Annotated in this window: 19 protein-coding genes; 15 read left to right on the plus strand and 4 right to left on the minus strand. The window is 64.5% G+C overall.

Annotated features, from left to right (window positions below; translation table 11 throughout):
• Positions 1-33 precede the first annotated feature (33 nt).
• Positions 34-582 (plus strand): hypothetical protein, encoded by a 549-nt coding sequence (locus QMN23_RS14810; RefSeq protein WP_282000104.1) that lies wholly within the window; start codon positions 34-36, stop codon positions 580-582.
• Positions 583-644: 62 nt separating this feature from the next.
• On the plus strand, positions 645-1,010 hold the full coding sequence (locus tag QMN23_RS14815) for a trypco2 family protein (RefSeq protein WP_282000105.1): 366 nt from the start codon (positions 645-647) through the stop codon (positions 1,008-1,010).
• A gap of 71 nt (positions 1,011-1,081) precedes the next feature.
• On the opposite strand, the gene QMN23_RS14820 is transcribed toward QMN23_RS14815, so the two are convergent.
• On the minus strand, positions 1,082-1,762 hold the full coding sequence (locus QMN23_RS14820) for a response regulator (RefSeq protein WP_282000106.1): 681 nt from the start codon (positions 1,760-1,762) through the stop codon (positions 1,082-1,084).
• Positions 1,762-3,204 (minus strand): ATP-binding protein, encoded by a 1,443-nt coding sequence (locus tag QMN23_RS14825; RefSeq protein ID WP_282000107.1) that lies wholly within the window; start codon positions 3,202-3,204, stop codon positions 1,762-1,764. Before QMN23_RS14825 ends, QMN23_RS14820 begins: the two co-directional genes overlap by 1 nt.
• 190 nt (positions 3,205-3,394) lie before the next feature.
• Between QMN23_RS14825 and QMN23_RS14830 the strand changes: the two genes are divergently transcribed.
• Positions 3,395-3,691 (plus strand): hypothetical protein, encoded by a 297-nt coding sequence (locus QMN23_RS14830; protein WP_282000108.1) that lies wholly within the window; start codon positions 3,395-3,397, stop codon positions 3,689-3,691.
• Positions 3,692-3,755: 64 nt separating this feature from the next.
• Entirely contained in the window at positions 3,756-4,361 is a 606-nt protein-coding gene (locus QMN23_RS14835; RefSeq protein ID WP_282000109.1) for a Spy/CpxP family protein refolding chaperone, read from the plus strand.
• An 81-nt stretch (positions 4,362-4,442) separates the two neighbouring features.
• Here the strand turns inward: QMN23_RS14835 and QMN23_RS14840 are convergent, their stop codons facing one another.
• On the minus strand, positions 4,443-5,027 hold the full coding sequence (locus tag QMN23_RS14840) for an EF-hand domain-containing protein (RefSeq protein ID WP_282000110.1): 585 nt from the start codon (positions 5,025-5,027) through the stop codon (positions 4,443-4,445).
• 233 nt (positions 5,028-5,260) lie between these two features.
• Here QMN23_RS14840 and QMN23_RS14845 point away from each other — a divergent pair, with 233 nt between their 5' ends.
• From QMN23_RS14845 to QMN23_RS14880, 8 genes are all read left to right on the plus strand, one after another.
• Positions 5,261-5,992: a response regulator transcription factor gene (locus tag QMN23_RS14845; RefSeq protein ID WP_282000111.1), complete on the plus strand. Its 732-nt coding sequence runs from the start codon at positions 5,261-5,263 to the stop codon at positions 5,990-5,992.
• Between the two features lie 401 nt (positions 5,993-6,393).
• Positions 6,394-7,254, plus strand: coding sequence for an EF-hand domain-containing protein (locus tag QMN23_RS14850; protein ID WP_282000112.1), 861 nt, complete (start codon positions 6,394-6,396; stop codon positions 7,252-7,254).
• Positions 7,255-7,333: 79 nt separating this feature from the next.
• Positions 7,334-8,194 (plus strand): hypothetical protein, encoded by an 861-nt coding sequence (locus QMN23_RS14855; RefSeq protein ID WP_282000113.1) that lies wholly within the window; start codon positions 7,334-7,336, stop codon positions 8,192-8,194.
• Between the two features lie 149 nt (positions 8,195-8,343).
• Positions 8,344-9,534 (plus strand): macrolide transporter subunit MacA, encoded by a 1,191-nt coding sequence (gene macA, locus QMN23_RS14860; protein WP_282000114.1) that lies wholly within the window; start codon positions 8,344-8,346, stop codon positions 9,532-9,534.
• Positions 9,535-9,556: 22 nt separating this feature from the next.
• Positions 9,557-11,548: a MacB family efflux pump subunit gene (locus QMN23_RS14865; protein ID WP_282000115.1), complete on the plus strand. Its 1,992-nt coding sequence runs from the start codon at positions 9,557-9,559 to the stop codon at positions 11,546-11,548.
• A gap of 10 nt (positions 11,549-11,558) precedes the next feature.
• Positions 11,559-12,980: an efflux transporter outer membrane subunit gene (locus tag QMN23_RS14870; protein ID WP_282000116.1), complete on the plus strand. Its 1,422-nt coding sequence runs from the start codon at positions 11,559-11,561 to the stop codon at positions 12,978-12,980.
• Between the two features lie 144 nt (positions 12,981-13,124).
• The gene (locus QMN23_RS14875) at positions 13,125-15,359 is read left to right on the plus strand and encodes a sensor histidine kinase (protein WP_282000117.1); all 2,235 of its coding nucleotides are present in this window, start codon (positions 13,125-13,127) and stop codon (positions 15,357-15,359) included.
• A gap of 49 nt (positions 15,360-15,408) precedes the next feature.
• The gene (locus QMN23_RS14880) at positions 15,409-16,782 is read left to right on the plus strand and encodes a sigma-54-dependent transcriptional regulator (RefSeq protein ID WP_282000118.1); all 1,374 of its coding nucleotides are present in this window, start codon (positions 15,409-15,411) and stop codon (positions 16,780-16,782) included.
• Positions 16,783-17,011: 229 nt separating this feature from the next.
• On the opposite strand, the gene QMN23_RS14885 is transcribed toward QMN23_RS14880, so the two are convergent.
• On the minus strand, positions 17,012-18,415 hold the full coding sequence (locus tag QMN23_RS14885; RefSeq protein ID WP_282000119.1) for an OmpA family protein: 1,404 nt from the start codon (positions 18,413-18,415) through the stop codon (positions 17,012-17,014).
• A 200-nt stretch (positions 18,416-18,615) separates the two neighbouring features.
• Here QMN23_RS14885 and QMN23_RS14890 point away from each other — a divergent pair, with 200 nt between their 5' ends.
• From QMN23_RS14890 to QMN23_RS14900, 3 genes are all read left to right on the plus strand, one after another.
• Entirely contained in the window at positions 18,616-19,158 is a 543-nt protein-coding gene (locus QMN23_RS14890) for a beta-class carbonic anhydrase (protein WP_282000120.1), read from the plus strand.
• A 34-nt stretch (positions 19,159-19,192) separates the two neighbouring features.
• Positions 19,193-20,158: a diguanylate cyclase gene (locus tag QMN23_RS14895; protein ID WP_282000121.1), complete on the plus strand. Its 966-nt coding sequence runs from the start codon at positions 19,193-19,195 to the stop codon at positions 20,156-20,158.
• Between the two features lie 228 nt (positions 20,159-20,386).
• Positions 20,387-21,271, plus strand: a complete 885-nt coding sequence (locus QMN23_RS14900) for a triphosphoribosyl-dephospho-CoA synthase (RefSeq protein WP_282000122.1) — start codon at positions 20,387-20,389, stop codon at positions 21,269-21,271.
• Positions 21,272-21,280: the final 9 nt, after the last annotated feature.

Here is a 21,280-nt window from a genome sequence, read left to right on the forward strand (position 1 = left end):
GGCGCAGACATTTAATGAAACAGGAGGAACCCAATGGGGGGAACATCGATCAAGGCGCTTTTTTGTACTGTCACTGTCTGCCTGGCGGCACTGGTGCTTCCGCCGGGCATATGCTCCGCCGAGCCGACGGAGGTACGGGTCAACAATTTCCCCGATACCCAACGGGTCAACGGCGCCGTTTCGCTCGAAGGCACAGCCAAGGCCGTCAAACAGGAAGGAATCTTGCTGCTCCCGTCACGACGCAACGAGCTCAGTGAACTGTTCCACGCCGGTAAAGTCGAGACTGACGGCTACACCTCCGTGGCGATCCACGTGCAGGGCGAAATGAAAAGCGACGCCTTTTCATCGGGGATGATCGGCATCATCCTGCTCCCGGACGAGAAACCGATCCTCAGGGCGCTGAAGGAAGTAAAACAGCTCCAGTTCCCGATCGAAACCACCTGCAGCGTAAAGAGCGGCGATTCCGAATATTTCAGCTGTGAAAGCAATCAAAGCATCGGTTTTGCCCAGTACCGCATCTACTTTTACAACACCACGAACAAGTCGGCCGAGGTTAATGCCTACCTCTATCTCAGAAAGTAGACGGGCCGGCCCCTTCCGCTTGCCGCTCTTTCGGGAGCCCGGCCCGTCTCGGGGAGAGTGCCATGAAAGGTGGAATCAGCTTAAAGGAATTCATCGCCGACGTAAAAAAGGAACTCATCGCGGCGCAGGCGCCGCACGATACGGCATTCCTCGAATTACAGAACGTGGAGCTGGAGGTTGCCTTCACCCTCGACACGACCGGTGAAGCAAAAGCCAGGTTTATCGTGGTGGATGTCGGCGCCGACATCAGAACGTCACAGGTCCACCGGGTGAAACTCTGCTTCAAACCGCTGCCCAGACAAGATGCCGACTACGTGAGGAAGATAATCAAGAACGCCGTGGCGGGCGAAAAGCATCCGCTCTATGAGCCGGATCTGCCGGTCTACGAACCAATGGCCGAAATCGATCTCGACAAGGGTGACAAATAACCCGGCGCCGGGAAAGGCCCCGCCGATGGCCAAGATCGACATCGCGGCGCGGCAGCGGGAGGCGAAGGAAATTAGCAGGACTCCACTTCTTCGAACTTGTAGCCGACGCCGTAGACCGAATGGATCAGTTCGTTGGCCGGATCGACGCCGGCGATCTTCTTGCGGAGCTTCTTGATGTGGCTGTCGATGGTCCGGTCGCAGACGATCCGCTGGTCGGCGTAGATCCGGTCCATCAACTGCTGGCGGCCGAAGATCCGCCCCGGGTGGGCGACCAGCATCTGGAGCAGCTTGAACTCGACGGCGGTCAGCTCCAGGTCGTGGCCGTGGAGGGTGGCCCGGTAGCGGGATTCGTCGAGGACGATCCCGGCGCCCTGGAGGGTCTCCCCGCCGCCGCTCCGGCGAAGGACCGCCTTGACCCGGGCGACCACCTCCCGGGGGCTGAACGGTTTGCAGATGTAATCGTCGGCCCCCAGTTCGAGGCCGAGCAGCCGGTCGATCTCTTCGATCCGGGCGGTGACCATGACGATCGGCACGGAGGAGAAAGTCCGCAGCTCCCGGCAAAGCTCCAGGCCGTCGCGCCCCGGCAGCATCAGGTCGAGCAGGATCAGCACCGGCAGCTCGTCCCGCACCCAGGAGACCACCTCGCTGCCGTTCGCCAGCCAGTGCGGCTCGAAACCGACCTGGCGCAGATAGTCGGCCAACAGCGTCGCCAGCTTCTCTTCGTCTTCGACAATCAGGATCTTCCCATTCATCAGCACCTCCCGATCAGCGGCAGCGTAACCCTGATCCACAGCCCGCCGAGCGGCGACGGCTGCGCCGTGATGGTCCCGTCATGGGCCTCGGCGATGTTCCGGCAGATCGCCAGGCCGAGGCCGGCGCCGCCCCCGGCACGGCTGCGTGAGGCCTCCACCCGGTAGAGCCGGTCGAACAGCTTGCCGAGCTCGCTCGACGGCACGCCGGGGGCCGAATCCTCGATATCGACGATCGCCGCCGCGTCGCGGCAACTGAGCCGGACCACCAGTTCCCCCCCCTGATCGGTATATTTCAGCCCGTTGTCCAACAGGTTGGCGAACAGCTGGTGCAGCCGTTCCGGATCGCCGAAGACGGTGAACCGGGAGGTGAACGACAGGTGAGCGTCGAGACGGAGCTGCTTGGCGGCGAATTCCGCCCGGTAGGGGGCGAGGACGCCGATCAGCAACTTGGCCAGGTCCAGCTCTTCCTTGCGGTAGGTCAGGGCGCCGACGTCGGAGAGGGAGAGCTGGTAGAGGTCGTCCACCAGCCGGCCCAGCCGCAGCACCTCGCCGTGGAGCGACTGGAACGACGCCGGCGTCGGCTGCCGGACCCCGTCGACGAGCGCTTCGATCTCGCCGCGGAGGATCGCCAGCGGCGTCCGCAGTTCGTGGGAGATGTCGGCAACCCACTGGCGGCGGGCCTGCTCGTTCTTCTCCAGGGAGAGCGCCAGGGCATTGAAGTCCCGGGCCAGCTGGCCGAGCTCGTCGGTGGAGGTCACCGGAACCCGGATGGCGTATTGACCGGCTGCCAGCCGGTCGGTGGCGGTGGCCAGCGCCCTGATCGGCCGCACCAGCCGGCTGGCCAGCGGCAACGACAGCCCCATCGCCACCAGCACCAGCATCGCTCCCCCCAGGGAAAGGGCGAGCCGCTGCTCTTTCATGAAACGGAGCTGGTGCTCGTCGGAGAGATGCTTCAGCGGCAGGAGCCCCAGGTAGCCGACCACCCGCGCTCCCTGGTGGAGGGGTTTCAATTCCGCCCCCTCGCTGCTGCCGCCCGCCATGACCAGCGGTTTCCTGGCCGCATCGAGAAGAATGACCCGCAACGCAAAGTCGCGCCCCGGCGGCGGTGGCCCCGGCGGTCGCCCCCCCTCGCCCGGCGGCGGTCCCTCCCCCGGATGCGGTGGCCGCTCCGGGAAGCGCGGCCATTCGTCGGGCATGGTGGTGGCAACCAGCTGGCGCCAGGTCGCCGGCTGCCCCTGCAGGTAGGCCCAGCTCCCCTGTCGGGCGTACCCCTCTTCGAGCCGCTCGGCCAGCCGGGTCAGCCGGCTCTGGTCCAGACTGTTGACGTAGCGGAGAAAGCCCCGGTCGATGCTCCAGCGCATGATCAGGAGCATCGAGAGCACCGTCAGCCCCGCCGCCGCCAGGATCGCCAGAAACAGCCGGTAGGTAATGCCGATCTTCATTGCCGCACCTCGTCGCGGTTCAAGCCGTTGTCCTCTGAAATAGATACCACAGAGTGCCGGCGGACAACCACCACCAAGACGCCCCGCCGCCGTATTTCCTCATTTCTTCCACATTTTGAGCACATTCGCCCGTTATCACTGAAATCAACCAATACTGCCGGTCCCCTGAACGGGGAGAAAGGAGCAGCGGATGAAGAGCAGCGGCTGGAGTGTAACGACCCTCCTGGTAGCGGTCGCCATGCTGGCACCGGTTACCGGTCGGGCGGGCGACGATGGCCGGGAGCGCGGCGGCCGGCGGACTCCCCCCCCGGAGGCGTTCGCGGCCTGCAAGGGACAGAGCGAGGGGGCGACGGTGGAGATCACCACCCCGCGCGGCGACACGATCAAGGCGACCTGCAAACAGCTCGACGGCCAGCTGGCCGCCGTCCCCGACGGGCCACCGCCCGGCAACGGCCCGCCACCGGGAAGCGGCGAGGCCGGCAAGTAACCCCGCGCAGCCGGCTTCCGCCGCAAGCGCCGGCGGAAACGGCCAACCAAGGAAGGAGAGCACCATGAAACGACGGATTGTTATTGCAGCACTCCTGGCGCTGACGGTCTGCGGCGGCGCCATTGCCCGCGCCGATGGGGACCGGCCGCCCGGTCCCGACCGGGACGGCTTCGGCCCGGCACCGACGGAACCCGGCCCGGGAGCGGAACAGGGTGACCGGAAAGCGGCCCGCTTGGCCCGGACACTGAAGCTGACCGAAGAGCAGCAGGCCAAAGCGAAAGCGATCTTCCAGGCGGAACGGAAAAAGGACAAGGCGCTCCGGCAGGAGCTGCGGGCCGTCGGCAAGCAATTGCGCGAGGCGGGCGAGACGGCGAAGTTCGACGAAAAGGCAGTGCGGGAGCTGGCGGCCAAACAGGGGCAGCTGATGACGGAACAGCTGGTGAATCACCTCCGGTCCCGGCACGAGTTCTATGCCCTGCTGACGCCGGACCAGCGCGAGCAGTTCGAAGAACTCGGCCCGCCGCGGGGCGGGCACCGGCCGCCGCCCCCGCCGGGTGCCCGGGAAAGACGCCATTGCCAACCGCCCCCGCCGGACTGTGGGCCTGATCGCTTCGGCCCGCCACCGGACGAGGCCGGGTTCGGCGGCCCGCCGGAACCGGATGCCGACTAGCGGCGACGGGTACCGACCGGTCCCGGCCGGCGCGGCGCGTGCCGGGCCGGCCGGGAAATGCCCGGGGAAAGCGGCCGCCGCTCAGACGGTGACATTGATCGACGCTGCCGGCGCAGCGGCGCCGCTGGCGGCCGGCTGGTTCTCCGTCTGTCCGTCAGCCGGAGCAGCAGACGCGGTGGCGTTTTTCGCCGCCTCTTCGGGATGTTTCATCTCGTACGCCAGCTCTTCCTCCGGCGAAACCACCCCGTCCTTATTGGTGTCCCGCTTGTCGTAGACCGTGCTGCTGTCGGAGGAGGAACTGGCGTCACTGGCGGCGGCCGCCCCGCCCCCCCCGGCCGGCGCGCCCCCTTTGCCGCCGGCCTGACCGCCGGCCGTGAGACCGCTCTGATCCTGGTTCGTGGCGCTCTCCTGCAGCTGCTGGGCGATTTTAGCCAGCCCGGCATCGGATTCGAGTTTGCTGATGGCGCCGTCGTTGTCGGTATCGAAGGCGCTGAAAACCTCGTCGACCGAGGGCCCCTGCGTGTCGCCGCTCCCCTGGACCGCCGCGCTCAGCTCGTCCTTGCTGATCGAGCCGTCGCCGTTCGCGTCGAGCTTGTTGAACATTTCATCCTGGAGCTGTTTGAGCGACGCCGCGCTCAGACTGCTGCTGCCGATTGCGTCTACCATGGTAAACCTCCTTGACCGGATCGGATTGGCCCCGGCGAGGACCGATTCGGTTGCCGGAGCACTATTCTTATCGGCCAGTTAGCACCGCCATCGCGTGGAGTTTCCTTAACGGCAGATTAAGTTTTGTAAAGAAAGATGCCGTTCTCCTTCTTTCCATATTCTTTCCACATTGTTTGGTTAAGAAATGAATTACTATTGTTTCGCAAACGACACCGCAGAGACGGGAGACCGCTATGGAACGATTGCTCATGATCGACAACGACGGGAAGGCGACGGAAGAGTTGAGCCAGTACCTGACCCGGGAGGGATTTTGCGTCGATACGGTCGAGCGGGGAAGCACGGGGATCGAGCGGGCGACGGCCGGTCAGTACGACCTGGTACTGCTGGACATCCAGCTGCCGGACCTGAACGGCTTCGAGGTGCTGAACCAGCTCTGCAGCAGAACGACAATTCCGGTGGTAATTGTGACGGCCCGCGGCGACGACATCGACAAGATCGTCGGCCTGGAGATGGGTGCCGACGACTACCTGGCCAAACCGTGCAATCCCCGGGAACTGCTGGCCCGGCTGCGGGTGGTATTGCGGCGGATCAGGCCACAGCGCGTCAGGGCGGCGGCATCGCCGGCGCCGCGGAAGCTGAAGGTCGGCGACCTGGAGATAAACCTGGGGACGCGGATGGTACTCCGCGGCGGCGAGATCGTCGAACTGACCTCGGTCGAATTCAACCTGCTCCGCCAACTGGTAGCGAATGCCGGGGAACTGGTTTCGCGGGAGAAGCTGATCCGGGAGGTCCTCGGCCGCGCCCTCTCCCCCTGCGACCGGAGCATCGACGTCCATGTCAGCAAGCTCCGCAAAAAGCTGGGGATTTCCGCCGAGGGGTTCGATCGGATCAAGACCATTCGCAACGAAGGATACATCTACACGCTGGCGACAGCGATCGACCAGCTCGGCAGCGGACGCTGCTGAGCTGGCCGGCAACGGGCTGACTGAATCTGCTACGGCCAACGTACTGCCGATGCTGACATACTGTTACAGTCGACATCATGACAGCACGTTATTATTTTGACACAACAAATAGTAATAATTGACGCAACTAATATTTGTTACTGTTTTTTACATATTCTACAAATAGTATTCTGATTTATACGATGCTTGTATTTATATAGCAGACGCTTGTAATGCGCTAATACTGTTTATGCTGTAAAAAATGCCTGAATTATTAGCCAGGTATTTTTATTAATATCATTGCTTTACAATACTTTGCAAAAGTTACCGTTTCTCAACACTGGGCTGTATGTATTTTGCTTGTTGACACCATCAGCACTATACTGACTCCAGGAAACATCAATCATAAAAGGAGAGAGAAGATGGTAAACGGCATTAGCAGCAGCATGAGTAGTCTTCTTCGCCCCGACCCGAAAGATTTCTTTAACCGGGTCGACACCGACGGCAGCGGCGGCATTTCCCAGGCGGAACTGCAGACCATGGCCGACAAGCTCAAGGAAAAGACCGGCAAGACCCTGGAGGTGAGCGACTCCTCTTTTGCCAGCTACGACACCGACGGCGACGGTTCGCTGAGCGCCGACGAACTGAAGTCGGTCCTCGACAACAGCGGCTTCGGCCCCCCGCTCGGCAGCCAGGAAACCGCCGACAGCAGCACCTCGACCCAACAGCTGGCGCTCGACGCCTACGACAGCAATGCGGCCGGCAGTACCAGCTCGACCGACAGCTCCCTGTCGGCCCTGCTGGAGAAACTGCAAACCCTGCTGGCAAAACTGCAGGAGCAGAGCGATCAGACCGATGCCGCCAGCAGCGTAACCGGCGGCACCCCGCAACCGCCGCCGGACTTTTTCAACAAGGTCGACAGCGACGGCAGCGGCGGCGTTTCCCAGGACGAGCTGCAAAGCCTGGCCAGCGACATCGAGCAGAAGACCGGCCAGACCCTCGATGTCAGCGACGACGCCTTTGCCAGTTACGACACCAACGGCGACGGCTCGCTGAGCGCCGACGAACTGAAGTCGGCCATGGAGAAGAACGGCTTCAAAGGTCCGCAGGGCCCGCCGCCACCACGGCAAATGGACGCGTCGGCCCAGGACCAGTCATCCACCGGCACGACCGCCTCCCTTCAGGACCAGATCGCCCAGTTGAGCAGCCTGATCCAGAACCTGTCGAGCTATGCCACGACCACGGGTGCCACGGCGAATTCACTGCTCAGCATCACGACTTAGCACGGTTACAAAAGCAAAACCTGACTACTCGACAACTCCCTCCCCCTCGCCCCCTCCCATCAAGGGAGGGGGGATGTTCATGTCGGATAGTCAATGCACCACTTCTTTGCAACGCTTGAATCAACGCCGCCAGAGTTCCCTCCAGGCCGTCGGCTGGGGGCATCCGATCACCACCGGGCTCCCGACCATCGACCTGTTCTTTTCCGGCGAGCTCCTGGAGCGGGCCGATGCCGACGGCGATTACCGGGAACGGCTGGTCCGCCTCTCCGGCACCGGCGCCTGCACCCTGCCGCCGCCGTTCACCGCGACAGCGCCGGCGGCGGCGATATTCGACCGCCCCCCGGGGGAGGGGGTCGTCAATTTCCTGCTCTGCCAGCAGGCAATCAAGTACGATCCGGCCTTCGACGGGCTCTATCCCCGGATCGCCCGGGCCGCGGCGACGGAGTGCCACTTCTGGCTCTCGCGAGACCCGGGCTTTCCCTGGGCAACCGAGCTGGTCAGGGAGCGACTCGCCGCCGCCTTCACCGCCGCCGGCCTCGACCCGGCCCGTTGCCTGCACATCGTCGAGTGGCTGCCGCGGGACCAGTTCTGGGGACTCATGGAGCGGATGGATATTTATCTTGATCTGCCGGCATTTTCGGGGTACACCACCGCATGGCAGGCGGCCCATTGCGGCCTGCCGATCGTCACCTGCGAAGGACCCGCCATGCGGCAACGACTGGCGGCAGGATTGTTACGCCGCTGCGGGATCATCGAGACCATCGCCGCCACGCCGGAGGAGTACGTGGCCACGGCGGCAGCCCTGGCCGACGCCCCGGCCCGCCGCGCCAGACTTCGCCAGCAGCTGCGCGAAGCGGTGGTACTGACCGACCAGGATCTGACCGTGGTCCGTGCCTTTGAGACGGCCCTACTGGCCGGGCTGGCCACGCGGCAACCGTAATATCCCGCCGGCGGCTCCCTGCTCAATTTTCCTCATTTCATGCATAGTTCGGCCACAATCGGCGGCTATGCTGCAAACGACTGCCGGCGGTTTCGCCGCCGGCCCGGCGCGCCGCCTGGCGCGGCAAGATCACCCAACGGATCGAGGTAATGACCAAAACTACCCGCAGGAACATCGCCATCGTCCTGGCGGCCGTCCTGGTGCTGTCCGGCACGGGGCTGCTGCTCAAGCGGCTCTTCTTCACCAAAGAGACCCCCGCCTACATCACCGCCACCGTCGCGAAAGCGGACATCGAGGACAAGGTGCTGGCGAGCGGCACCCTCACGGCACTGAAGACGGTCGAAGTCGGCGCCCAGGTTTCCGGCCAGCTGAAAAAGCTCTACGTCGCCCTCGGCGATCAGGTCAAAAAGGGGCAGCTGTTGGCGGAGATCGACCCGGTACTGCAGCAGAATGCCCTGCGGGACGCCGCGGCAGCGCTCGACGACGTGCGGGCTCAGAAACGAGCCAAACAGGCGCTTTTGCACCAGTACGACCTGGCCTACAAACGGCAGAGCCAGCTGGCCGCCGTGGATGCCGCCGCCCGCGCCGACCTCGAAAGCGCCCAGGCGCAGTTGGAGAGTACCCGGGCCGATATCGCCGCACTCGACGCCCAGATCAACAAGGCCCGGATCGCCGTGGACACCGCCCAGGCCAATCTCGGCTACACCCGGATCGCCGCCCCGATGGACGGGGTGGTAATCACTATCGTTACCGAGGAAGGACAGACCGTCAACTCGGCCCAGACCGCCCCGACCATCCTCAAGCTGGCCGATCTCGACACGATCACCGTCAAGGCGCAGATCTCCGAAGCGGACATCACCCGAGTCCGGCCGGGCCAGACCGCCTATTTCACCATTCTCGGCGACAGCGACACCCGCCATTACGGCCGCCTGCGGGCCATCGAGCCGGCACCCGACTCGACCAGCTCCAGCAGCTCCAGCAGCAGTTCCTCGACCAGCAGCACGGCAATCTATTACAATGGTCTGTTCGACGTCCCCAACCCGCACCGACAGCTGCGCGTCTCGATGACCGCCCAGGTGTCGATCGTCCTCAGCGAGGCCCGGCAGGTGCTCTGCATCCCCGCCGCCGCCCTCGGCAACAAGGGGAAGGACGGCCGCTACCCAGTGACGGTGCTCCGCGACGGCCACCCCGAAGCGCGCACCGTCCGGATCGGCATCAACAACAACGTCCAGGCACAGGTGCTGGACGGGCTCCGCGCCGGGGAGCAGGTCATCGTCGGCGACTCGTCCCAGCTGCCGGCCGGCCAGCGGACCCCCGGCGGGCCGCCACCACGCGGCTAAGGACGACACGGAACGGACAGATATGGGCAAACCGTTACTCGAACTGCAGCAGGTGTGGCGCCGCTTCCGGGCCGGGGACGAAGATATCCCGGTGCTGAAGGGGATCGACCTGACCATCGGCGCCGGGGAGATGGTCGCCATCGTCGGCGCCTCCGGCTCGGGAAAATCGACCCTGATGAACATCCTCGGCTGCCTCGACCGGCCGAGTGAAGGACGTTACCTGATCGACGGCCGGGAGACCGGCAGCCTCGACGGCGACGAGCGGGCCGAGCTGCGCCGGGAGCATTTCGGCTTCATTTTCCAGCGTTACCACCTGCTCCCCCACCTCGATGCGACGCAGAATACCGAGATCCCCGCCATCTATGCCGGGGTGGAGAAGGCCCGGCGCCGGGCGCGGGCGGCGGAACTGCTCGACCGGCTCGGCCTGGCCGACCGCCGCAGCCATCGGCCGGGACAGCTCTCCGGCGGGCAGCAGCAGCGGGTCAGCATCGCCCGGGCACTGATGAACGGCGGCGAGGTGATCCTGGCCGACGAACCGACGGGGGCGCTGGACAGCAAAAGCGGCCAGGAGCTGATGGGAATCCTCCACGAGCTGCACGGCCGCGGCCATACCATCATCCTGGTCACCCACGACCCGCAGGTGGCCGACCACGCCGAGCGGATCATCGAAATCAGCGACGGCGAGATCATCCGCGACCACGCCAATCCCCGCCGCGCCGGCGCCGGCGGGGGGAGCGCGGTGCCGTTCGCCGGCCAGGGCGCCGGCCAGGGCGCCGCCGGGGCCGGCCGTGGCGCCGGCCGCGCGCTCCGCGGGGTCTGGGGGCGGTTCGCCGAGGCGTTCAAGATGGCCCTGGTCGCCATGGCTTCGCACCGGATGCGCACCCTGCTGACCATGCTCGGGATCATCATCGGCATCACCTCGGTGGTCTCGGTGGTGGCGCTCGGCCAGGGGGCCCGGCAGAAGGTGATCAGCGACATCAGCTCGATGGGGACCAACATCATCGACATCTTCCCCGGCAGCGACTGGGGGGACGAAAAGGCCGCCAGCATCCACACCCTCAAACCGGCCGACCTGGAGGCGCTGAAGTCCCAGGTCTACGTCGACAGCGTGACGCCGGGGGTCAACGGCAGCGTCCTGCTCCGCTACCGGAACATCAAGGCCAACGCCTCGGTCGGCGGAGTCGGCGAAGAGTACTTCCGGGTCCGCGGCCTGGAGCTGGCCCAGGGAACCGCCTTCCGCCAGAGCGACATCCAGCGGCAGGCACAGGTGGTGGTCATCGACACCAACACCGCCACAAAGCTGTTTCCCAACGGCGAAAACCCGCTCGGCCGGGTGATCTTCCTCGGCACCCTCCCCTGCCAGGTGATCGGGGTGACCAAGGAGAAGGAGAGCCCGTTCGGCAACAACCAGAACCTCAACGTCTGGGTCCCCTACACCGCCGCCATGGGCCGGCTGCTCGGCCAACAGTATTTCAACTCGATCACCGTCCGGGTCCGGGAGGGACTCCCCAACCAGGCCGCTGAGCAGGGGATCATCAAGCTGCTCACCATGCGCCACGGCAGCAAGGATTTCTACACCAGCAGCAGCGACAGCATCCTGAAGACGGTGAAGAAGACCACCGCCACCCTGACCCTGCTGATCTCGGCCATCGCGGTGATCTCCCTGGTAGTCGGCGGGATCGGGGTGATGAATATCATGCTGGTCTCGGTCACCGAACGGACCCACGAGATCGGCATCCGGATGGCGGTCGGCGCCCGGCAGAGCGACATCCTGCAGCAGTTTTTGATCGAGGCGGTGCTGGTCTGCCTGATCGGCGGGCTGATCGGCATCCTGCTCTCCTTCGGCGTCGGGCTGATCTTCCCGCTGTTCGTCACCGCCATCGCCATGAAATTTTCCCTGGCGTCGATTGCCGCCGCCTTTCTCTGCTCGACGATGATCGGCATCCTCTTCGGCTTCCTGCCGGCCCGCAACGCCGCCCGGCTCGACCCGATCGAAGCGCTGGCCAGGGAATGATCGGGGAACGATGAACTACAGGATTACCACCATGCTCGAATCGTTTCGTCATTGGCGCCGCACCGCCACGCTCCTTGTCGCCGCCGGGCTCGCCGCCGGCTGCGGCCTGCTGCCGCACAGCACCTACACCCGCCCGGCGCTGCAGCTGCCCGCCGCCTGGCAGCAAGAGACGGTGACCGGCACCGCCGTCGCCAACCGGGAGCAATGGTGGAAAAATTTCAACGACCCGCTCTTGGACGAGTTGATCGACCGGGCGCTCCGGACCAACAACGACCTCGCCGCAGCGGCAATCAGGGTGCGGCGCGCCCGGCTCCAGGCCCGCCTGACCGATACCAACCTGACGCCGACGGTCAGCGTCAGCGGGACGAGCACCCTCACCACCGACCTTAACCAGGGGAAGAGCTCCCAGCTCCACAGCGCCACCGGCTCCCTCAGCTACGAGCTGGACCTCTGGGGCAAGCTCGCCCGGGCCCGCGACGCCGACCAGTGGGAGGCGGAGGCCACCGAGGTCGACCGGCAGAATGCGGCCCTGGCCCTGATCGGCACCACCGCCTCGGCCTACTGGCAGGTCGCGTTCCTCAACGAGCGGATCGCCACTGCCCAGGCGAGTGTCGCCTACGCCGGACGAACCCTGGCGCTGGTGGAGGCGAAATACCGGGCCGGCGCAGTCTCCGGCATCGAGCTGGCCCAGGCCCGCCAGGAGGTCGCCAGCCAGCAGGCGAGCCTGATCCAGCTGCAGCAGCAGCGGACCGAGGCACGCCACGCGTTGGCGATCATTTTCGACCAGCCGCCGGAAAGCGCCGTCCCCGAGCGGCAGCAGCTGCCGGACGGGCCGCTGCCGGCGGTGGCGGCCGGCCTGCCGGCCGACCTGCTGGGGCGCCGACCCGACCTCCGGGCCGCCGAAATGCGGCTGCGCGAGTATCTGGCCAACGTCGACGCCACCAAAGCCAGCTTTTACCCGTCGTTCACCCTCACCGGCTCGCTGGGGGGGAGCAGCACCTCCCTGGAACGGGTGCTGCGGGACCCGATCTCCACCCTTGGCGTGGGGCTGGTGCTGCCGTTTATCCAGTGGAACACCACCCGGCTGACCGTCGGCATCTCCGAAACCCGCTACGAAGAAGCGGTGGCCACCTTCCGCCAGACCCTCTACAAGGCGCTGCAGGAGGTCGAGAACGCCCTGTCGGCCCGCCGCCGTTACGCGGAAGAGCACGGCCGGCGGCAGGAGGCGCTGACCGCCGCCCGGCAGGCCGAACAGCTGGCCGAGGCCCGTTACCGGGCGGGAGCGACCGGCGTCCAGGCCTGGCTGGACGAGCAGGAGCGGCGCCGCACCGCCGAGACGTCCCTGGCCGAAAACCGCCTCAACCAGCTCAACAACCAGCTGACCCTCTACCAGGCCGTCGGCGGCGACCTGCGGACCACCGCCACGCCGTAGGCTCCGCCGGCCGTTTTCCCGCCTGGGGCACCCCTCCGCTCATCGATTCCGTTGAAATCGGGCGCACTTTTGTATAGAGTGGCACTGTTGCATATTTGCCACACCAAGCGCCTGCCCCCTGCGGACAAGCACTAAAGGACGCCCATGGAGACGAACCAGGAGCCGGGACCTTCCATCTCTCCCTCGGAGTTGAAGAAAAGAAAACGCGAAGCGGTGATCATCGCCCTGTCGCTGATCCTGATCATCGTCCTGACCAGGACGGAGATGCACCTGACCCAGCTCAGCACCAGCGTGCCGACGGTCAACAACATCCTGATCTTCGGCATCATCAACATCATCATCCTGCTGATCATCCTCCTCATCTACCTGGTCTTCCGCAACGTGGCCAAGCTGCTCATGGAACGGCGCGGCAAGGCGGTCGGCGCCAACCTGCGCACCAAGCTGGTCATCACCTTCGTCGGCCTGTCGATCGTCCCGACGCTGCTGCTTTTCTTCGTCTCGGCAACCTACGTCAACCAGAGTATCCGCAACTGGTTCAACACCCAGATCGAAACCTCCCTCGCCGAATCCCTGGAGGTGGCCCAGACCTACTACAAGAACTCGGCCACCAACGCGCTCTATTACGGCCGGCAGATCAGCGCCATCATCCGCGAGCAGAAGCTCCTCAACGAGCAGAACCTGCCGCAGATGAAGGAGGTGATCCGCCAGAAGCAGAAAGAGTACAATCTGGGGATCGTCGAGGTCTACTCGGCCCAGAACGAGGAGCTGATGCGGGCCGCCAACCCGGAAATCCCCCTCGGCGAGTTCACCCATCCATCGTCGGAAGATATCAAGGCCGGCATCTCGGGGAAGGAGCTGACCCGGGTGAACACCGCCGGCAAGGCCGACCTGATCCGCGGCATCGTGCCGGTCTATTCGACCTGGAAGGCGGACGAGGTAGTCGGGGTGGTGGTAGTCAACTACTACGTCCCCTACTCGCTGGTGGCCAAGATGAAGGAGATCACCGGCTCCTACCAGGAGTTCCGCCAGCTGAAGATCCTCAAGAGCCCGATCCGCGCCGGCTACATCCTCGCCCTCTTCCTGATGACGATGGTGATCATCTTCCTGGCGGTCTGGCTCGGCCTCTACCTGGCCAACACCCTGACCACCCCGATCAAGGAGCTGGCCGAGGCGACCCGCCAGGTGGCCGAGGGCAACCTGGAGGTCCACCTGGGGCGGCGGACCGACGACGAGATCGGCATGCTGGTCGCCTCTTTCAACAAGATGACCGAAGACCTGCGCGCCAACCAGACAGCCCTGAAGAGCGCCAACCGGGAGCTGACCGCCAGCAACCAGGAACTGGAGCAGCGGCGCCGCTACATGGAGATCGTCCTCGCCAACGTCACCGCCGGGGTCATCTCCGTCGACAAGACGGGAATCCTCACCACCGTCAACAAGTCGGCGGAACGGCTGTTGAGCATCGACACCGCCCAGGTGATCGGCCGCAACTTCCGCGACGTCCTCAAGCCGGCCCAGCTCGACATCATCAAGGGACTGCTCCGCGACATGGTGCTGGCCAAGCAGGACACCATCAGCCGGCAGATCACCGTCCCGCTCAGCGACAGCAAGGCAACGGTACTGTTCAACCTGACGGTCCTCCGCGACGAGACCGGCGACTTCATGGGGACGGTCGTAGTCTTCGACGATCTGACCAAGCTGATCAAGGCCCAGCGGATGGCGGCCTGGCGCGAGGTGGCGCGGCGGATCGCCCACGAGATCAAGAACCCGCTCACCCCGATCCAGCTCTCCGCCCAAAGGCTCCGCAAGCGCTACCTTCCCCGTTTCGGCGACGAGGATACGGTGTTCGACGACTGCACGGCGATGATCGTCAAATCGGTGGACGAGCTGAAGGCGCTGGTGGACGAGTTCTCCAATTTCGCCCGGATGCCAGCCGCCACCCCGTCGCCGAACGACCTGAACGAAATCATCCGCGAGGCGGCGACCCTGTTCCGCGAAGGACACCGGGCCATTGCCTTCTCCTTCCGGGCCGACCCGGCGCTGCCGCTCCTCCAGCTGGACCGCGACCAGATCAAGCGGGTCTTCATCAACCTGTTGGACAACGCGGTCGCGGCCATCGACGGCCAGGGGCGGATCGATCTCGAAACCCGCTACAACCCGGTGCTGAAAATGGCGACGGTGGTGGTGGCCGATACCGGCCACGGCATCGCCGCCGAAGACAAACCGCGGCTCTTCGAGCCGTATTTCTCGACCAAGAAATCGGGGACCGGCCTCGGCCTGGCGATCGTCAACAGCGTCATCACCGATCACCACGGCTATATCCGGGTCAAGGACAACGATCCCCGGGGGACGAAATTCATCATCGAACTGCCGGTCGCCTGAGCGGCGGCTCTTCCGGCTTCACTCCGAACGTTAACCGACGAGGTAGGCAATGAATGAAACAATCCTGGTAGTAGACGACGAAGAGAGCATCAGAACCGCCCTGGCGGGGATCCTCGAAGACGAAGGGTACCGGACGGTCTTCGCCCGGGACGGCGTAGACGCCCTGGAATCGCTGCAGAAAGAGCTCCCCGACCTGGTGCTGCTCGACATCTGGATGCCGCGGCTCGACGGCCTGGAGACGCTGCAGCGATTGAAAGAACAGCACCCGGGCCTGACGGTGGTGATGATGTCCGGTCACGGCACCATCGAAACGGCGGTGCGGTCGACCAAGATCGGCGCCTACGACTTCATCGAAAAGCCGCTCTCCCTGGAAAAGGTGCTGGTCACCGTCCGGAACGGCCTCGACGTCGGCCGGCTCCGGGCGGAGAACGATTCGCTCCGTACCCTGTCGTTCAAGGGGCACGAGATGATCGGCACGACAGCGGTAATGCGCCGGCTCCAGGAGCAGATCGCCCGGGTAGCGCCGAGCAACGCCTCGGTGCTGATCAGCGGCGAGAACGGTACCGGCAAGGAGCTGGTGGCCCGGGCCATTCACCACCAGGGGCTGCGCCGCGAGGGGCCGTTCATCGAGATCAACTGCGCGGCGATCCCCGAAGAGCTGATCGAGAGCGAGCTGTTCGGCCACGAAAAAGGGGCCTTCACCGGCGCCATCGCCCAGAAGAAGGGGAAATTCGACCTGGCGGACGGCGGGACGATCTTTCTCGACGAAATCGGCGACATGTCGCTGAAGACCCAGGCCAAGGTGCTGCGGATCATCCAGGAGCGGAAGTTCGAGCGGGTCGGCGGCACCCGGACCGTCGAGGTGGACGTCCGGATCATCGCCGCCACCAACAAGATCCTCGAAGAGGAGATCAAAAACGGCACCTTCCGCGAAGACCTCTTCTACCGGCTGAACGTGGTCCCCTTCCAGGTGCCGCCGCTCCGGGAACGGAAGGAGGATATCCCGCCCCTCGTCGAGCACTTTCTGCAGATTTTCGCCAAACGCGAGGGGCAGGAGCGGAAAACGATGCTGCCGGAGGCGGTCGAACTGCTCAAGGGGTACGACTGGCCCGGCAACGTCCGGGAACTGCGCAACATCGTCGAACGGCTGGTGATCATGACCCCCGGCAAGGTCATCACCCCGGCCCAGATCCCGGAATCGATCGTCGGCGGCCCGGCCCACCGCGACGAAGCGCCGTTCCGCCTCGGCGGACCGGAAAGCAACTCGCTCCGCGAAGCGCGGGAAGAGTTCGAAAAGGAATTCATCATGCAGAAGCTGGAGGAGTTCAACTGGAATATCAGCCGGACTGCCGAGGCCATCGAGCTGGAGCGGAGCAACCTCTACCGGAAGATGAAGAGCTACGGCATCGACGTGAAGAAGTGAGCCGGGGGCAAAACAAGAGCCGCATCTGCAAGGATGCGGCTCTTGTGTGGTAAGCCTCCCCGCGAGAGAAGGCGTAGTGGAGTTCAGGCAGGGCGTTGCGCCCTCCCCCCTGCCCCCTCCCATCAAGGGAGGGGGAGAGAACGGCAGGTAATCATCCAACCGTTCCCACCCAATCCTCCCTCCCCCTGGATAGGGGGTGAAGCGAGGGTGAAAACGCGAGAGCTGGTCGCTACTCGGTTTTCTTCTTGATCGCGCAGTCGATGATCGCGTCGATCCGCCGGTTCATTGCCCGGCCGGCCGGATCGGTGTTGTAGCCGATCGGCCGGGTATCGCCATACCCCTTGGCCGAGAGCCGCGACCGGTCGATGCCGAACTTGTCGACCAGGTAGTTGACCACCGCTTCGGCCCGCCGCTGGGAGAGCTCCATATTGTACTTAGAGCCGCCGACGTTGTCCGTATGCCCCTCGATCACCGCCGTGGTGGTCGGGAACCTGTTCATGAAGTCGCCGACCTTGGCAATCTCGTTGTGATATTCCGGCTTAATAACCGCCTGATCGGTGTCGAACTGGATGTTCAGCGATACGCAGAGCCGGTCCGGTAGGTCGGCAATGAATTTCGGGCTTTCCAGAACGCAATCGATGACCGCGCTGGTCCGGCGGTTACGCTGCTTCCCTTCCTCGGTGGCGTTGTCGGCGATCGGCCGGGTGTAGCCGTACCCTTTGGCGGAAAGCCGTGACCGCTCGATGCCGAAGTTTTCCACCAGGTAGTTGACCACCGATTCGGCCCGCCGCTGGGAGAGCTTCATGTTGTACTCGTAACCGCCGACGTTGTCGGTGTTCCCCTCGATGACCGCGGTGGTGGTCGGGTATTTTTTCATGAAGTCGCCGACCCGCTTGAGCTGGTCATGATACTCCGGCCGGATAGCCGCCTTGTCGATATCGAACTCGATGTTCAGGTCGATGCAGTATTTCATTAGGCCGGGACGCGGCTCCTCGGCAGCCGGAGCGGGAGGCGGCTCGGGAGCCGGCGCCGGTTCGACGGCAGGAGCCGGTGCCGGGGCGGGAGCCGGCGGCGGCACCTCCTTGGCGACCGGTTTCGTCCCGCCGAAGGCGAAGCTGAGGCCAACGGTGTACTCCAGGTTGTTGTAGGAGGCATGGGTGTCGAAAATGTGCCGGACATCGCCGCGCAGGGCAAGGCTATCGGTGATAAAGTATTTGAGGCCGGCGCCATAATCGAGTATCCCGTCGGTCCGATCCTTCTGCCCGGCATCGGCGCTGTAGTCGAAGGAGGTAAGGCCGATCCCCGCGGCAACGAACGGCACCAGCCGGCTGTCGGGAAGAAAATGGTAGAGCCCTTCGAGACGGTAGGTGTAAGCGGTGGCGTCCGCTTTGGCATCGCGGGTCTGTTCGGTGAGCGTACCACCGAACACCCCTTCGAGCGCCCAGTTCTTGGTAAAATTGTAGCCGCCGCGGATCCCGTAGGTCGGCCTGGTTTTCAGGTGCTGCTCGCCGTCATAGGTGTACCCCCCTATGTACGGACTGAGCGAAAACGAACCAGGGAGGATTTCTGCCAGACACGGGACAGCCATGGCCACGGCCAGCAGCACGCAGCCGAGAATCAGGGTTTTTTTCATCACCTTTTTTGCCTCCTTTGTCACTAAAAGTGGAACCTCGCGCCAAACTGCATTAACTCTAGCTCACTCGAACCGTTTGTCAATCGGCCACGGCCCGGTCGCCGGAAGCCGGCAACCGGCTGTTTCACCGCGACAAAAGCATTGACACGACCGCGCGCCCCCCTGTATATATGGCTCGCCTACCCCCGCAAGGAGCTCTTATGACCCTGCTCGACACGATTCTCGAAGCAAACAGCACCTTTGTCCGGCCGGGAGCGTTCCCTCCCCTGCCGAAGAATCCGAAGAAGCAGTTCGCCATCTTCACCTGCATGGACACCCGGCTGGTCGACTTTCTCGAACCGGCGATGGGTATCAAGCGGGGAGACGCCAAGGTGATCAAGAATGCCGGCAACACGATCATCGACCCCAACGGCGGCGTGGTTCGCAGCCTAGTGGCGGCCATCTACAGCCTCGGCGTCGAGGAGATCTTTGTCATCGGCCACCTGGACTGCGGGATGGCCTCGGTCGACATCGTCGAGCTGAAGCAGCGGATGATCGAGCGAGGGGTCGACCCCCAAACCATCGACACCGTCGTCCCCGACCTGGCCCAGTGGTTCGGCGCCTTTTCCTGCCCGGAGGAGAACGTGGCCCGGGTGGTCTCGATTATCCGCGAGCATCCGCTGATCCCCCGTGACGTGCCGGTCCACGGCCTCATTTTCTGCCCCAACGACGGCCACCTCGACGTGATCGTCCGGGGCTATTGATCCACCGCCGCCACTGCCGCCGAAAAGGAGCGCCATGCCGCGACGTGCCCCCCGCTACACCGCCGCCGACCTGGAATCGATCCCGCTGTTCCGCTTCGTCCCCTTCGAATGTATCGAGGGGATTCTGGAGCATTGCACCGTCCAGGACCTCCGGCCGGGAGACCGTTACGAACCGGCCGAAGCCGCCGACCGCAGCCTCTGCGTGCTGATCGCCGGCCGCCTCGCCCTCTATTACGACGCCAAGATGCGCGACGACGAACCGCCGCTCTACATCGAGCGGGGGGAGATCGTCGGCGAAACCTTCGTTACCGGCGAGCCGGGTGTCCCCTGCATCCTGGTCGCCGCCGAGCCGTGCCGGATCATGACCATGGAAGAGGACCTGATCTGGTCGCTGGCCCAGGCCTCCCATGCCGCCGCCTGCAACCTGCTCGGCATCCTGCTCCGCCGCCGTGCCGACGCCCCCCGGGAAAGCTTTTCCGGCACCGTCGACGAATACGCGATCCACGAGCAGGGAATCGTCGACCCGCTGACCGGCTTCCAGACCCGGCGCTGGCTGGAAGGGATTCTCGACCGCCAGGTTGCCCGCTCCCTGGCCAGCGGCAAGCCGCTGTCGCTGGTAATCGTCGACATCGACCGCTTCCGGGAGTTCAACGAACACCACGGACGCCTGGGGGGAGACCACGCCCTCCACGAAATGGCGAAGGCTCTGCGCAATTACCTCCGCCCCACCGAACTCGTCGCCCGTTACGGTGGCGACATCTTTGCCATTCTGCTCCCCGAGGCCAACCGGACCACGGCGTTGACCATTGCCGAGCGCCTGCGGCAACGGGTGGCGAACACGGTCATCAACATCCGGGACGGCAAGATGCTCCCCGCCCTTTCCATCTCTATCGGCGTCGCCGACGTCCAACCGGGGATGGGAAGCCGGGATTTGACCGCCGCCGCCCGGGCGGCCCTCTCCCGGGCCAAGGTGGCCGGCGGCAACACCGTCGCCGACTGATCACCGAAGCTTCCCCACCGGCTCGGTATTTTGTATACAAAATAGACACAACCGAGCAACCATATTATGATAAAATTTCCTCGTTGGCGTTGATCGATCGTCAAGCGCGAATACCTCGCGGATTATGTGTTTTTTTTAATAAACCTGGTATTTGTGCACGACTTGTGCTAGAATGGCGTCGCCTTTCGGCTGGCGGCCCAGTCATCATTGCGGTTAAGGGGAACGGGAATGAACTCCGCGCAGTTGTTCGAGATTGAACTGTTTGCCCAGTCCCTGGTCAAGGGAGCGGCCCTGGGGCTCTACCTCACGCCGAAACCGGGGCTCGTCGATATGGCGGACGCCGGCGCCCACCCTGACCTCACCCTGGCAAAAATGGAGCATTCCCTCGAGATCATCGACGACTACCTGGCGGAGCTGATCCGTTCCCTCAGCGACGGCGAACGGCTCCTCTGCCAAGCGGTGGTCGGCCGGCGCGCCGAGCAGGTGATGCTGGAGGAGTGCGGTACCAACACCCTCAAAGGATACATCTTCCTGAGCGGCCTGCTGCTGATCGCCCGCTGGCATGCCGGCGCCAATAACCAGGAGCGGCTGCGGCAAACCGTTGCCCGGCTGGCCGAAGAATATTTCGCCATCCGCGGCGAAGAAGAGACCAACGGCCGCACCGCCCGCCGCCGCTTCAGAACCGGCGGCATCGTCCAGGAGGCCCTGGCCGGCCTGCCGGCGCTCTTCGACTGCGCCGTCCCCGCCTATCTCGAAGGGATCGGCCGGTTCGGCTGTTTCACCACCGCCTCCTTTTTCATGCTCGCCCGGCTGATGCAGACCGTGGAGGATACGACTACCCTCCATCGCGGCGGGACCATGGGACTGGCCCGGCTCCGCCGGGACGGCCAGTCCCTCGAACGGGCCATCACCGGCCAGGGGGATGTAATCGGCCTGCTGACGGTACTGAACGACGAATACGTCCGGATGAACCTGACCATGGGGGGAGTGGGGGATCTGCTCTGCCTCGCCTATGGCTACCTCACCGCCAGCGGTCAGCTGATGGGCGATGCCGGAGGCGCCCACCGGTCGAAACCACAAATCTCCCGCCGCCGTTGCCTGGCGGGAAACTGACCGGCTGCC

It is taken from the genome of Geotalea uraniireducens, from assembly GCF_027943965.1.
Taxonomy (GTDB): domain Bacteria; phylum Desulfobacterota; class Desulfuromonadia; order Geobacterales; family Geobacteraceae; genus Geobacter; species Geobacter uraniireducens.

Excerpts from the sequence above, each read along its gene's own strand:
- QMN23_RS14810 (WP_282000104.1), top strand. The coding sequence starts at position 34 with ATGGGGGGAACATCGATCAAGGCGCTTTTTTGTACTGTCACTGTCTGC.
- QMN23_RS14815 (WP_282000105.1), top strand. The coding sequence starts at position 645 with ATGAAAGGTGGAATCAGCTTAAAGGAATTCATCGCCGACGTAAAAAAG.
- QMN23_RS14820 (WP_282000106.1), bottom strand. The coding sequence starts at position 1,762 with ATGAATGGGAAGATCCTGATTGTCGAAGACGAAGAGAAGCTGGCGACG.
- QMN23_RS14825 (WP_282000107.1), bottom strand. The coding sequence starts at position 3,204 with ATGAAGATCGGCATTACCTACCGGCTGTTTCTGGCGATCCTGGCGGCG.
- QMN23_RS14830 (WP_282000108.1), top strand. The coding sequence starts at position 3,395 with ATGAAGAGCAGCGGCTGGAGTGTAACGACCCTCCTGGTAGCGGTCGCC.
- QMN23_RS14835 (WP_282000109.1), top strand. The coding sequence starts at position 3,756 with ATGAAACGACGGATTGTTATTGCAGCACTCCTGGCGCTGACGGTCTGC.
- QMN23_RS14840 (WP_282000110.1), bottom strand. The coding sequence starts at position 5,027 with ATGGTAGACGCAATCGGCAGCAGCAGTCTGAGCGCGGCGTCGCTCAAA.
- QMN23_RS14845 (WP_282000111.1), top strand. The coding sequence starts at position 5,261 with ATGGAACGATTGCTCATGATCGACAACGACGGGAAGGCGACGGAAGAG.
- QMN23_RS14850 (WP_282000112.1), top strand. The coding sequence starts at position 6,394 with ATGGTAAACGGCATTAGCAGCAGCATGAGTAGTCTTCTTCGCCCCGAC.
- QMN23_RS14855 (WP_282000113.1), top strand. The coding sequence starts at position 7,334 with ATGTCGGATAGTCAATGCACCACTTCTTTGCAACGCTTGAATCAACGC.
- macA (WP_282000114.1), top strand. The coding sequence starts at position 8,344 with ATGACCAAAACTACCCGCAGGAACATCGCCATCGTCCTGGCGGCCGTC.
- QMN23_RS14865 (WP_282000115.1), top strand. The coding sequence starts at position 9,557 with ATGGGCAAACCGTTACTCGAACTGCAGCAGGTGTGGCGCCGCTTCCGG.
- QMN23_RS14870 (WP_282000116.1), top strand. The coding sequence starts at position 11,559 with ATGAACTACAGGATTACCACCATGCTCGAATCGTTTCGTCATTGGCGC.
- QMN23_RS14875 (WP_282000117.1), top strand. The coding sequence starts at position 13,125 with ATGGAGACGAACCAGGAGCCGGGACCTTCCATCTCTCCCTCGGAGTTG.
- QMN23_RS14880 (WP_282000118.1), top strand. The coding sequence starts at position 15,409 with ATGAATGAAACAATCCTGGTAGTAGACGACGAAGAGAGCATCAGAACC.
- QMN23_RS14885 (WP_282000119.1), bottom strand. The coding sequence starts at position 18,415 with ATGAAAAAAACCCTGATTCTCGGCTGCGTGCTGCTGGCCGTGGCCATG.
- QMN23_RS14890 (WP_282000120.1), top strand. The coding sequence starts at position 18,616 with ATGACCCTGCTCGACACGATTCTCGAAGCAAACAGCACCTTTGTCCGG.
- QMN23_RS14895 (WP_282000121.1), top strand. The coding sequence starts at position 19,193 with ATGCCGCGACGTGCCCCCCGCTACACCGCCGCCGACCTGGAATCGATC.
- QMN23_RS14900 (WP_282000122.1), top strand. The coding sequence starts at position 20,387 with ATGAACTCCGCGCAGTTGTTCGAGATTGAACTGTTTGCCCAGTCCCTG.